10 protein-coding genes are annotated in these 12980 nt (G+C 40.2%); 5 read left to right on the top strand and 5 right to left on the bottom strand.

Annotated elements, in window-relative coordinates; all coding sequences use genetic code 11:
* Nucleotides 1–198: 198 nt before the first annotated feature.
* Nucleotides 199–1212, bottom strand: a complete 1014-nt coding sequence (locus P3L56_RS02660) for a mechanosensitive ion channel family protein (protein ID WP_042848870.1) — start codon at nucleotides 1210–1212, stop codon at nucleotides 199–201.
* Nucleotides 1213–1365: 153 nt separating this feature from the next.
* Between P3L56_RS02660 and P3L56_RS02655 the strand changes: the two genes are divergently transcribed.
* Nucleotides 1366–1773, top strand: coding sequence for a DUF2750 domain-containing protein (locus P3L56_RS02655; protein ID WP_131680245.1), 408 nt, complete (start codon nucleotides 1366–1368; stop codon nucleotides 1771–1773).
* Between the two features lie 51 nt (nucleotides 1774–1824).
* Here the strand turns inward: P3L56_RS02655 and P3L56_RS02650 are convergent, their stop codons facing one another.
* From P3L56_RS02650 to rbsK, 3 genes are all read right to left on the bottom strand, one after another.
* A complete protein-coding gene (locus P3L56_RS02650) occupies nucleotides 1825–2841 on the bottom strand; it encodes an aldose 1-epimerase family protein (RefSeq protein ID WP_272686219.1) in 1017 nt (338 codons plus the stop codon).
* A gap of 69 nt (nucleotides 2842–2910) precedes the next feature.
* Entirely contained in the window at nucleotides 2911–4218 is a 1308-nt protein-coding gene (fucP, locus tag P3L56_RS02645) for an L-fucose:H+ symporter permease (RefSeq protein ID WP_042848871.1), read from the bottom strand.
* Nucleotides 4219–4325: 107 nt separating this feature from the next.
* The gene (gene rbsK / locus P3L56_RS02640) at nucleotides 4326–5255 is read right to left on the bottom strand and encodes a ribokinase (RefSeq protein ID WP_042848872.1); all 930 of its coding nucleotides are present in this window, start codon (nucleotides 5253–5255) and stop codon (nucleotides 4326–4328) included.
* Between the two features lie 168 nt (nucleotides 5256–5423).
* Here rbsK and deoC point away from each other — a divergent pair, with 168 nt between their 5' ends.
* Together deoC and deoR are read left to right on the top strand one after the other, a co-directional pair.
* On the top strand, nucleotides 5424–6092 hold the full coding sequence (gene deoC / locus P3L56_RS02635; RefSeq protein WP_042848873.1) for a deoxyribose-phosphate aldolase: 669 nt from the start codon (nucleotides 5424–5426) through the stop codon (nucleotides 6090–6092).
* Nucleotides 6093–6147: 55 nt separating this feature from the next.
* Nucleotides 6148–6927 (top strand): DNA-binding transcriptional repressor DeoR, encoded by a 780-nt coding sequence (gene deoR / locus P3L56_RS02630; protein WP_042848874.1) that lies wholly within the window; start codon nucleotides 6148–6150, stop codon nucleotides 6925–6927.
* Between the two features lie 40 nt (nucleotides 6928–6967).
* Here deoR and rnz read toward each other — a convergent pair whose 3' ends face one another.
* Nucleotides 6968–7882 (bottom strand): ribonuclease Z, encoded by a 915-nt coding sequence (gene rnz / locus P3L56_RS02625; RefSeq protein WP_042848875.1) that lies wholly within the window; start codon nucleotides 7880–7882, stop codon nucleotides 6968–6970.
* A 235-nt stretch (nucleotides 7883–8117) separates the two neighbouring features.
* Here rnz and P3L56_RS02620 point away from each other — a divergent pair, with 235 nt between their 5' ends.
* Together P3L56_RS02620 and P3L56_RS02615 are read left to right on the top strand one after the other, a co-directional pair.
* Nucleotides 8118–10406 carry an inverse autotransporter beta domain-containing protein gene (locus P3L56_RS02620; protein ID WP_164975533.1) on the top strand — a complete coding sequence of 763 codons (2289 nt, stop codon included), beginning with the start codon at nucleotides 8118–8120 and terminating at the stop codon, nucleotides 10404–10406.
* 186 nt (nucleotides 10407–10592) lie between these two features.
* Complete coding sequence (locus P3L56_RS02615) at nucleotides 10593–12767, top strand: inverse autotransporter beta domain-containing protein (RefSeq protein ID WP_272686218.1); 2175 nt, start codon at nucleotides 10593–10595, stop codon at nucleotides 12765–12767.
* The last annotated feature ends 213 nt before the right edge of the window (nucleotides 12768–12980 follow it).

The raw sequence follows: 12980 nt of genomic DNA, 5'->3' as shown, positions 1-12980 counted from the left end.
GCGCCTTGGCAAAAAAATCAGTAAAACAAAAAGTCGATTATTTTTTATAAGCCTCTGGTTAATAGCATAAAAATGCTAACAGCTAGCAGCTCAATGGACCGAAATTTTATTTTTACATTTCAAAGATATAAAGATAAACCGACTAATTAATTAATAATTAACAATCAATTAGTCGGCTAATTTATCATGTGCGGAACGTTAGTTGTTTTTTTCCACATACAATGTTTGAGATGGGAATGCGAAGTCAGCATTATGACGTTTTACGATATCGATTATCTTTAAATATACCGCTTGCTGCGCAGCTAACCACTCTGCCCATACGGTTGTTTTCGTAAAACAATACACCATAATATTTAACGAAGAATCGGCAAAGGCATCAAAATATACTAATAATGTTTGCCCTGTATCGATATTTTCATCTTGTTTTAGCATCGTGCGTATCTCATCAACAATCGCACCAATTTTGTCAGCGTCTTCATAACGCAAACCAATTTCTGTTTTAATACGTCGATTAGTCATACGCCCAGGGTTTTCCACACTAATTGAAGAAAAAACTGAGTTCGGTATGTAGAGAGGTCGATGGTCAAAAGTAATAATTTTTGTGATCCGCCAACCAATTTCGACCACGGTACCTTCAATATTTCTATCTGGTGAACTGACCCAATCACCAATATTAAAAGGACGATCAAAGTAAAGCATTAACCCCGAGAAAAAGTTACTGAGAATGTCTTTACCTGCCATACCAATGGCGATACCACCAATACCACCAAATGCCATCAGCCCTGATAAGCTCATGCCAAAATGTTCACCAAAAAGCAGTACAATGATGACAAAAACTGTCGTTTTAAATACCCTAGCCACAATACGTGCTGATGTAGGGTCACTCCCTTTTTGAATTTGTTTCTTTTCTAATCGATTCGCTAATTGAAACAATTTTCGCATTAAAATTAAGGCGATAGCTGAAATTGTTAAAAAATTAACTAAAGACGTTGAAATAAAACTTAAATCAAAGTCTGTTGCTGCCATATCCACATACTGGGCCAATACAATCACAATGCCACAGAGTACAACTGTTTGAATAATATGGATAAGAATGCTTTTATTTTTGTGCTTATGCCTTTTATGAAGCACTTCAAAAACGACATACAGTGCAAGGCATGCTGCAATCAATGTCATTCCAATCGCATATTTTTCAAGTAACGCTTCTATCATCTCTAACCGCCCTAAAATTTAACCGATAGGTATTATTATTGTGAGTTAGTTCATTTTTGCTGCATGTTGTTATCAATTCATTTTGTTATTAAGATAACAATAATAAATATAATTTTCCCAATAATTATCAATTACTTTTTCGATAATCCAATAATGAATAACACACTATTTTCCCCTAACGAAAAAGAAATCTGCAACGTCCAGAAGCTGCGACCACAACAAAAATACACGTATTTTGTAGGCAAAATAGCCGATTGGGAGCAAGTTTGGGCAATCAGTGATGGAAATAGCCTTATTACAGTAAGAAACGGTATGCATGACCTTTCCCTCCCTTTATGGCCAGCTAAAGCATACGTAGAGCAGTGCTTAACCGGCAAATGGGCTCATTTTTCACCCATATTATTTTCCCTTGAGCATTTGATGACGGAAGTATTACCAGATATGCATGAAGCAAATATTAAAGTTGCAATAATGATGCAACCTGATAGAAAAAACATACTACTTTATGATGCAGCGAGGCTACTTTCTGATTTACAAGAAGAATGTCAACAATATGAATAAGGCAGCGAATCGCTGCCTTTTATCAAAGATCCCCTGAAAAATCGTCAATGACTATTTTTCAACCCCCGTTGTTACGGTAAATTGACGTGTTTCACCCGCTTGTAACCAAATTAATGTTTGGTTATTTTTTGCCGCCATAAAGCCTTCTGGCCGGCAAGTTGCAGGGAGTACAAACGCGCCAACCTTTTGGTCTCCATTATATAAAATCCAGCGGGTGGCATAATTAAGTTCATTCGAGTTAAAACGTGTGATGAACGTATTCCCATCTGGCGATGTCATCCTGAACTCTGGCTCGGTAGTATATTGGCTCAAGTTATCCATAAAGAAAACAATTTCAGGGTCACACATGTCTGGTTGGTCAAGTTGATTTAACGTCACTTTGCCTGATTTTAAGGACTCATTAAACTCAAGCCACTGCTCGGTTGGATGTACATGACCCGGTATTGATTCACGCAGCTTAATCGCATGTTCTGGGATATTTTGCGTCAATGTTGCCTTATCTACATAAGCATAATTCATATGGCACATATACTGGAGTGGCATAGGAACAGACGCCAAGTTTGTCACTGTCATTTGTATATCAAATAACGTACTGTTTTCCTTTAATAAAACTGATGGGGTAGCGCGATAATGATGACCAAAACCCATCACATACTCATATTCACCGACAATTTTTAAGCTATCTTCTGTCAGCTCAAGCCAACTGCTATCCATTGATGCACAAGGCATTTCTCCATGCAATGGGTGAGTATCCTCTGGTGAAGGGCAGCCATTACTGATTAAACCTGAGTGAAAAGCAAAGCAACCATACGTTTCTACGACTGTTGGGACACGTTTCGGGGCTGAAAACATATTTTCCATTTTCAGATTTTGGCCACAAAATTCAGCATCCCAAATCATTTGCCCTAAAAAAGGTAAAATAGTTAAATAACCTTGCTGATTTTCAATACGTAAACCTTCTACGCCCGTTTGATAACGGAAAGCTGTCGCAGAAAATTGGTCATTTTGTAAAATAAGGGTCGGTTTTTCCGTAAATAAGCTTCTGTGAAGTGGTATTAGTGTATTCATTTTCATACTCACGGTTTGATTAAATGGATGGAATTGGGTAGCTCACACTACCCAAATTGATTCGCTGAATTATTTTGCTTCTTGTTTTGCTTTAAAACGGCGTTCACCAACAAAGTAAATACCAACATAAACAAAGCACAACATAGAAACCAAGAATGAAAGCTGTAAAGAGTGCAACATATCAGCGACATAACCTTGTACCGCAGGGACAACTGCAGCCCCAACAATCGCCATCACAATGACCGCACCCGCCATTTCAGTATGTTCATTATCGACTGTATCCAAAGTGCCCGCATAAATAGTCGCCCAGCAAGGTCCAAATAAAATGCTCACCATTACAGCGGCGTACACCGCGGTAAAACTTGGAATAAATGCGACATAAATAAGGAACAGAGCACCAATCACAGAATAGATAATTAATACTTTTTCTGCGTTAAAACGAGTCATTAAGATATTGGCGATAAATTTACCAATAAAGAAACACGCAAAGCTATATACCATGAAGTTCGATGCATCACGTTCGTTAATATCGCCCATTTCTAACGCTAAACGAATAGTGAATGACCAAACAGCAACTTGCATCCCAACATATAAGAACTGAGCAATAATCCCTTTTCTAAAACGGCTATTTTTGGCTAAATACTTTAACGTATCGATCGCAGAGGGGCGTTTGTGATCCTGAGTTTCTGCAACTTTACATTTAGGAAACTTAGTAATAAGGAATAAGATCATCACCACGACCAATACCATGATCATATAACGATAGGGTTCGAGTGTATTTTCTAACATCGCTAGGCGGAATTCATGAATTTGTTCCGCATTCATTCCCGCCATTTGGCTTTGCAGGCTATCTCCTTCGGAGAAAACGAGATATTTACCCAGTAAAATCCCCCCAGCCGCACCGATAGGGTAAAAGGTCTGGCTAATATTCAAACGAAGTGTAGCGTACTGTTTTGGACCAATCATCGAACTATAGGTATTTGCTGCGGTTTCAAGGAAACTTAAACCAATAGCAATCGCGAAAATTGCCGCCAAAAACATCGTATAGGTTGCCATATGTGAAGCTGGGAAGAACAAACTACACCCTGCGATGTAGAGGATTAGCCCCACCATAATAGTGTATTTATAGCTGGTTTTTTTGATCACCAAAGATGCAGGGATCGCAATCAAAAAGTACCCACCATAAAACGCACTTTGCACTAAAGCTGATGCAAAGTTACTAAGTTCAAAAACACTTTTAAACTGTGTGATCAAAATGTCATTTAATGCCGCTGCACAGCCCCAAAGAGGAAAAAGGCAGGACAGTAGGATAAATTGAAATAGAGGAGTCTTACTCAGGTAGCCATCCGGTAACTGAGTGATGTTCTTAATGTTCATAGTAACCCTTATAATTTTATAATTTATACCCGATGACTTGCTATTCAGTTCTAGTGACTGATTAATACATCAAAGGGTATACAGCTACGTTGACTATTATTATTTAGCTATTTGTTAACTGTGTTGATTTGCACAAATTCCGTAAATTGCTCAACACTTGGATAAGAAGATTGAGTCCCTTTCCCTGTCACACTAAATGCAGAAAACATCACTGCTTTTTTCAGTGCTTCTTCAATATTCCCGGTGTGTACATAATAATGAGAAAAACAGCCAATAAAGGCATCTCCAGCGCCACTGGTATCAATGGCATTTACTTTGATAGCAGGTATATACAACTCACTATCGCGCGTCATCCACAAAGCCCCTTTATCACCAAGTGTGACAATCAGGTTTTTTAGGCCTTTATCCAATAGTGATTGTGAAGCTCGGCGGATGTTGTCCATCGTGTCGACTGGCATATTGGTTAGAATTTCTAATTCCGTTTCATTGGGTACAAAGAAATCACAACGGCAGGCAAAATCTAGATCGAGCGTTCGTTGAGCGGGGGCCGGGTTAAGTAATACGGGTATCCCATGCTTGTTACCAAAAGCGATCGCGTGATACACCGTTTCGAGTTGGACTTCTAATTGTAGGACGATCAGTTTGCATTTTTTTAGATCTTCAGCAGCCCGATCGATATCCTCTGGTGATAAAAACTTATTCGCTCCTTTAACGATCAAAATACTATTAGACGAATTTTGATTAACAAAAATTGGCGCGACACCACTTGAAGTACACGGAACTTTTTCCACATAGCGCGTGTTAATCCCGTAAGATTCAAGATTACGGATGGTGTTATCTGCAAAGATATCATCGCCGACTTTAGTTAACATAATCACTTTAGAATTCAATTTAGCCGCAGCAACAGCTTGGTTCGCACCTTTACCGCCGCAACCAATTTTGAAAGCTGGCGCTTCTAGCGTTTCGCCTTCTTTTGGCATTTGATCGATATAAGTGATCAAATCAACCATGTTTGAACCAATAACTGCTATATCCATAATGTCCCTCGTGTTAAATAAATCACATAATGATATGATACTAACATTATCATGTTGCAAAAATATCATTTGTGATTAGGATCTCGAATAACGAATGATCAAGTGTTACATCTACCACATTTCCTCATTCTTTGTTGTCTTATCCACATTTATATAGGAAAGTTGAAAATGCAAGACTTAGCAAAATATATTGATCACACTTTACTCGCTGCTAATGCAACTGTTAGTGATATCACAAAATTATGTGCAGAAGCGGCAGAGCACCATTTTGCCTCAGTATGTGTCAATACAGGATATGTGCCTTTAGCCAGTGAGCTGTTAAAAAACAGCGACGTTAAGGTTTGCTGTGTGGTAGGCTTCCCTTTAGGTGCATGTTTAACTGAAGCTAAAGCTTTTGAAGCGGCTGAAGCCGTGCGCCGTGGAGCTGATGAAGTTGATATGGTCATCAACGTCGGGATGCTAAAAAGTGGTGATTTAGACTTTGTTCGTCAAGATATTGAAGCTGTTTTTGCCGCTTGCGGTAACGCAACACTCAAGGTTATCTTAGAAAACTGCCTACTAACAGATGAAGAAATTACACAAGTTTGTGAAATTTGCCGCACAATTAAAGTTGGTTTTGTGAAAACTTCAACAGGTTTCAGTACAATGGGGGCGACTGAACACCATGTTGCTCTAATGCGTAAAGTAGTCGGCAACGAAGTTGGTGTAAAAGCGTCTGGCGGCGTTCGCGATCGTGAAACTGCCATTAAAATGATTGAAGCTGGTGCTAACCGTGTTGGCGCTAGTGCAAGTGTTGCAATAGTCACGGGGAATAATGACCAGCCAAGTGACTACTAAATGCTGGGGCGCGGTCTGACCGCGCCAATTTTATGTATTACAAAAGGACTGTAGGGTGATAGAAACTAAACAAAAAGAACGCCTTCGCCGCTTAAGTGAATGTTTAAAACGTTCAGGACGCATTCATTTAAAAGAAGCCGCTAGAATACTCGAAGTATCAGAAATGACCATTCGACGAGACCTTAGCGCAGATACCGAAGGCCCTATCCCAATGTCGCTACTTGGTGGCTATATTGTTTCTGTTACCCAACCCGCCAATTTAATCGCTCAAGAACAACAAGCGGATATTTTTACCCCAGACCAAACCGAAGCACTGTATATTCCAAACCTTGCCGCGAGTATGGTTACTGAAGATGATGTGATTTTCTTTGATAATGGTATTGAAATGGCAACATTGATTTCTCTTATCCCAGAGGAGATCAGTTTCACTGGAATTTGTTACTCACATAACGTTTTTTTAGCGTTAAGCCAGAAGAAAAATGCCACCGCCTTGTTATGTGGTGGTGAATATCGGCCAAAAAGCGATTCCTTTTACAACCCTTCATTACCTTCACTACTCGATTCAATTAACCCCAAAAAAGCCTTTATCTCTGCGGCTGGCGTACACGGGAACTATGGTGTGACTTGCTATAACTTGGATGATTTACCCATGAAGAAAAAAGCCATGGAAAAGTCCATTCGTAAGATTTTATTAGCGCCCTATAACCTATTTGATGAAGTTGCTACCGCCAATATGGGGGAATTGTCACAATTCGATGTGATAGTCACCAATCGCCAACTTTCCGATGAATACGAAACTTACTGCCGCAATGGTTTTGTGAAAGTGATTTTTTAAAAAAATTATCATTAAGCGGGCCGTTTATTACCCGCTTAAATTAAATTTTCACGGTTAAATAATCCTCTGCCATTATTGTGGCTGGGAATATTGCTTGGCACTCAGCAAGTAACCTTGGGATATCATGAGTCATATAACGCCCACTCAAATGGGTTGCAATAAAGCGTTTTACCCCAGCAGCACGAGCTAATCGAGCCGCTTGTTCCGTAGTTGAGTGCCCGCGTTCATTGGCTTTTTCCGCAAATGCTGCTTCTAAAGTGGTTTCATGCACCATAACATCTGCATTTTTAGCGAGTGCTAGCCCCTGGTCGGTTGGCTGAGTGTCACCAAAAATTGCAATCACTTTACCAGAGATAGGTTCGCCTAAATACTCCGCGCCATTCACAGTTCGACCATCTTCCAAAGTGATTGTTTTACCCGCTTTTAGGTCTTGCATCCACGGCCCCCGAGGGATGTTATCTTGCGCGAGTCGCTCTGCATCTAAAGCCCCGCTCTTTGCATGCTCTTCAATACGGTAGCCGTAGCATTCCACTCGGTGGTCAAGGGGGTAAGCCGTCACAATCAATTCGCCATCATCAAATAACTGCCCAGCTTGAATTTCAATGATGTTGAGTGGATAAGTCATATAAGACTCACTCACACTCAAAACGGTTTCAACATATTGTTTCAACCCTTTCGGACCATATAGCGTCAAAGGTTCTGTTGCGCCCCCCATTGAGCGGCTGCATAACAAACCCGGTAGCCCAAAAATATGATCGCCATGTAAATGTGTAATAAAGATCTTGTCAATTTTTGGCGTTTTAAATGGGCTATTTAAAATACGGTGTTGTGTGCCTTCCCCGCAATCAAATAACCAATAGCTTTTTCGAATACCGACCAAATTTAATATCATACTGGTGACATTACGCTCTTTCGTTGGCACACCAGCACTGGTTCCTAAAAATGTAAGCTCCATACTACCCTCATCTAATCCATTGTTTTTATTATAGTAAGATTTTTTCCAATGACAATTTTATTGATTTTACCCAGTCACTTATTCGATATTTTTCAATTATCAATAAACGCGGTCATTCCAAATAATTCCAATATAAAAACCGCTTTTCCATATTATTCCAAGTAATTCCCAAGCGTTTTTCTCAATACTTGTTCCAAAATAACGGAAATGAATATCCAATCTAGGAATGTATTTAATGAATTGCCCTAAAGACAAACGCTCTCATCCTTTAGCCTTATTTATGGCAGCTTGGTCATTGACCATTATGCCAATGTTGCCTAGCTATGCAAAAATGCTCGAACCGAAAGAATTACCGCTTTTAGGCAGCACAGTAGAAAACCCTGAAAATAGCACCATGGAACGTGACTTAGCACAATACAGTAAAACAACTGCAACACTGCTATCTCAACAAAAAAATAGCAATGATATCGCTGAGATGGCACAAAGTTACGCGTTTAACCAAGCCGCTAATGTTGCAATAGACGAAATTACCCGTTGGTTATCAAAAGCCGGTAATGTCAAATTAAGCCTAAATGTTGATAAAAAATTATCCCTTAAAAGTAGCCAATTTGACTGGCTGATCCCTTGGTATGAACAGGCTGATATGCTGTTATTTACCCAACATAGCATTCATAATACCGATGGAAGGTTACAAAGCAATAATGGTATTGGGTTACGTCAGTTCAACGACCGCAACACAGTTGGTATCAATGCTTTCTTTGACCATGACCTTTCCCATTATCATTCCCGTTTAGGCATCGGTGCCGAATATTGGCAAGACTATTTAAAACTCACGGCGAATAGCTATTTACCTGTTTCTGGATGGCGTAGTACATCGGCATTATCTCAAGCCTATAATGCACGCCCTGCCCGCGGTTGGGATGTACAAGCAGAGGGGTGGTTACCTGCTTACCCTCACCTCGGCGGTCATCTTAAATTTGAACAATATTTCGGTCAGGATGTTGCTCTTATGGGGAAAAATAAACGCCAAAAAGACCCAACAGCAGCCTCAGTTGGTGTCAATTGGACTCCAATTCCCCTAGTCACCTTGAGTACTCAGCATAAAGTCAGTAGTGGATTACATGATACCAGTGCAAAAATGCAGTTTACTTGGGCATTTGATAAAGCATTCGCTGAGCAAATGGACCCATCGAAAGTAGGCGACTCCCGTCGAGTGTCTAGTAACCGCCACGATTTCGTTAATCGAAATAACAATATTGTTCTAGATTACCAAAAGAAAACCGTTATTCAGTTAAAGCTCCCAGAAAAAATACAAGGTGAAGCAGGCCAAGAATTACAACTTGTACAATCAGTTACAACTCAATACCCCCTTAAAAAAATTGTCTGGAACTCCCCTGAATTATTCGCTGCTGGGGGTGTTATTAGTTCATCAGGTCAAAATGCTAGGTTAAAATTGCCAGCATATAAAATGGCCTCAACCCCTTCAGAAAGTAAAAAATTGAACCGTTATCATTTAAGTGCCGTTGCTTATGATATTAATGGGAATACATCATCAACAAGTGAAACACTGATTGAAGTCACGGATACCATCGCCACAGCAACCAGCCCAGCACAAATACAGGGTATTAATATCAGTAAAACAGCATCATTGGCGGATGGCAAAGAAGCCAATATAGTTTCCGTTTATATTACCGATGCTAAAGGTAACCCTATCGCAGGGAAAACCGTCAATTTTAGCGCCACGCTAGGTAAAATTGACGCTCATGGTGTGACAAACCAACAGGGAATGATTGACATGCCCCTGACCAGTATGATGAGTGGTATCAGCGAAGTTACCGCATCTGTCGATGGTCATACTGAAACCGTTGCCGTCTATTTTATCAGCGGTCATTTAAACAAAATTAAAATTCTTAACACCAGTACAACCTATGCTGGCGCAGAGACGACCATTTCACTCAGACTCATTGATGAAAATGACAACCCTATTTCTGGTGCCGATGGGGTCATTATGATCAATATGGGTAATAAACAAATCCCAGTAGAAATCGAAGAAAACTCCGCCAACCTAGGTGAATATAGTGGAATACTTGCAGGGCAAATGGAAGGTGATTACACCATAACTGCTTCTTTACAGGGAAAAACGTCACCAGAGTACACTTTAACTGTAAGCTCACCACTCACCGTCGATGCGATCAACCCTGACGGCAGCGGCCCTCAAGGTCAGTTAGGTGTTGTTGCGCATGTAGAAATCACCACAAGAGCAACCAGTAATTTGAACGTCGGTGATGATTTACTACTTACCGTTACCCTCAGTGATGCATTTGGTAATACACTTGAAGGTATAGACCCTCGTAATATCGACCTTGGAAACCATAACGCTAATCTTGTCGGTTGGTATGAAGAGCGCGATGGGGATTATTCTACCTACTTAACATTAACAGCAGCCGGTAACCTTGATATTGCAGCCTCAATCAATGGCCACTCAACACAAACAACGGTCTCAGTAAGCCAAGTAACACCTTAAACACCCTATTTCCCCCCGTATATAGGGGGGAATGAAAAAACCTTACTAATCAATTGGTAACCATACCATTCCAAACTTTTCCACTACGCTAACTTAATTTCCGTTTAAGTCCAATAAATTCACAAGCATATACACCACTCCCCCCTGACAATAGCAACGTTAATATTGATATCAGGAATAAGTTCGATGGCTCCCCTTTCGTCAAAATTGAAACCAACGTTCTCGAATCGCTTGGCGCTCGCCGCTACCATTGGGTCTATCGCCATTATGCTGGCCATACCCAGTTACGCCCAAATACTCAGTACGGACAACTTACCTACATTGGGATTGGGTAGCGATGCCTTTCAATTTGACCCACTTCCCTCCTCTGATGGTACTGAACGCTTTCTGGCTAAATATGGGCAGAATGCGGCAAACTTGACCTCTGAGGAAAACAAGACTAAAAACCTCTCGGAAATGGCACAGGACTATGCTCGTCAAAAAGCAGCTGATGTTGCCACCGATGAAATATCTCACTGGCTGTCAAAAGCTGGTAATGCTAGGCTCAATATTAACCTTGATAAACAACTGTCGATTAAAAATACCCAATTGGACTGGTTGATACCTTGGTATGACCAACCCGATTTGTTACTGTTTTCCCAACACAGCATTCACCGAACTGATGGCAGGCTGCAAACTAATCACGGTATAGGGTTACGCCACTTTAACCAAAATAGCATGATGGGTCTGAATACCTTTTTTGACCATGATTTATCCTATCATCATTCCCGCTTAGGATTTGGCCTAGAATACGCACAGGATTACGCCAAAATCAGCGCTAATAGCTACTTAAGGCTATCTTCTTGGCGCAGCACATCAGAATTAAAAGATGATTATGATGCGCGCCCTGCCAATGGGTGGGATATTCAAGTCGAAGGGTGGCTTCCTACTTATTCAAACTTAGGCGCTAACTTAAAACTAGAGCAATATTACGGTGATGACGTCGCTTTATTTGGTAAAAATAAACGTCAGAAAAACCCTATGGCCACCACTGTTGGTGTGCATTGGACCCCTTTCCCATTGCTGGGTATTAATGCAGAGCATAAAATAGGAAATGGCAATACCAACGAAACTCGTGTAAACCTCGGTTTAACCTGGCTATTAGGCAAAAATCTAGCGCAGCACCTTGACGCTTCAGCAGTCGATGCAACTCACCGTATTTCCAGTAACCGTCATGATTTTGTTAATCGCAACAATAATATTATTTTGGAATATCAAAATAAAAACTTAATTTTGCTGTCATTACCTCAGGTTATTCAAGGCGTGACCGGCGAAGAAGTGTCTATTATTCGCAACTTAATCTCAGAGTATCCTCTCGAAAAAATTATTGTTGAAGCCCCTGAGTTGGTAGCGGCAGGTGGTAGCATTACGCTAAATGGTCTCAAGAGTTCAGTGAAGTTGCCCTCTTACAAAATAGCGGAAAATGACGTTAAAAACCAACAACTCAACCGATATCGCCTAACAGTAACCGCTTATGACATTAAGGGGAACATGTCACCACAAGCTGAAACCTTAGTTGAAGTGTCCAATACTGGCTTGCTCGCTATCATCCATAAAAATGGTACAAAAAAGAGTAATGTTATAGCAAATGGTCGAGACCCAAATGTATTCACTGTAGTTATTAAGGATTCGCTTGGACATACCGTCCCAAATGCAAAAGTGAATTTTACCCTACCCGCTGGGCTTACCTCGTTCAATCAAAAAAATACAAGTTATTATTCGTTATTTAACCATTTTATGTGGAAAGCACAGGTCGCAAAATCCGCTTCAGAACAAGAGTTCGCCATTATCGCTAATAGCAAAGGAGAAGCTTCTATTCAATTTACAGCTTCGGTATCAGGGAGCTACGCCTTAAAAGCCAGTACGCAATATGGTGCAGAAATTAACGAACAGTTTAACTTTAAACCCGATATTGATCAGTCGTTTATCGGCAGTATAGAGATTATGCAAAACAATGCGTTGGCAGATGGGAACAGTAAAAATAAAATTAAATTTCATATTGTGAATAATAGCCGACAAAGTATCGCAGGTGCACAAGTGCATTTTAGTGGTAAAAATGTCGCTATTTCACCGACGATACCTACCGATGAGCAGGGAAATACCGAATTAGAAATCAGTAGCTTAACTGCTGGAACAACAGAAATCATTGCCACTCTTAATGGTGATAGCAGGGTCATACCGGTTAACTTTATAGACAAAAATGCCACGTATCACAGTCAAGAAAACCGTATCGTTTATAAGGGGGCCTTATTTAGGCAGCCCACTCATAAACCTGCCCCCCAAACAGACTCATTGTGGCATTTATTCGGTCAATTATTTTAATTATATGGATACCCCTCACTTGAGACCACGCCATAAAATAAAAATAGTGGTTTAACTCTTAGCTCATTATTACCCCTTAAATGGGGCTTTTTTTTATTTTTTAGTAACGAACTGATGACGGCCACAAACCGCGACTAAATTTAATATTATTCCAATAAGAATAGCGTTTATACCATCTATTGATTAATTTGAAATGCATAATTTCCAACCCAT

This window comes from Providencia sp. PROV024, from assembly GCF_032709665.1.
In the GTDB taxonomy this organism is placed as follows: domain Bacteria; phylum Pseudomonadota; class Gammaproteobacteria; order Enterobacterales; family Enterobacteriaceae; genus Providencia; species Providencia huashanensis.
This window is presented reverse-complemented; position numbering and strand designations above follow the sequence as displayed.

What these genes read in the sequence shown, in the direction of transcription:
- P3L56_RS02660 (WP_042848870.1), bottom strand. Translation starts at nt 1,212, where the DNA reads ATGATAGAAGCGTTACTTGAAAAATATGCGATTGGAATGACATTGATT.
- P3L56_RS02655 (WP_131680245.1), top strand. Translation starts at nt 1,366, where the DNA reads ATGAATAACACACTATTTTCCCCTAACGAAAAAGAAATCTGCAACGTC.
- P3L56_RS02650 (WP_272686219.1), bottom strand. Translation starts at nt 2,841, where the DNA reads ATGAATACACTAATACCACTTCACAGAAGCTTATTTACGGAAAAACCG.
- fucP (WP_042848871.1), bottom strand. Translation starts at nt 4,218, where the DNA reads ATGAACATTAAGAACATCACTCAGTTACCGGATGGCTACCTGAGTAAG.
- rbsK (WP_042848872.1), bottom strand. Translation starts at nt 5,255, where the DNA reads ATGGATATAGCAGTTATTGGTTCAAACATGGTTGATTTGATCACTTAT.
- deoC (WP_042848873.1), top strand. Translation starts at nt 5,424, where the DNA reads ATGCAAGACTTAGCAAAATATATTGATCACACTTTACTCGCTGCTAAT.
- rnz (WP_042848875.1), bottom strand. Translation starts at nt 7,882, where the DNA reads ATGGAGCTTACATTTTTAGGAACCAGTGCTGGTGTGCCAACGAAAGAG.
- P3L56_RS02620 (WP_164975533.1), top strand. Translation starts at nt 8,118, where the DNA reads ATGAATTGCCCTAAAGACAAACGCTCTCATCCTTTAGCCTTATTTATG.
- P3L56_RS02615 (WP_272686218.1), top strand. Translation starts at nt 10,593, where the DNA reads ATGGCTCCCCTTTCGTCAAAATTGAAACCAACGTTCTCGAATCGCTTG.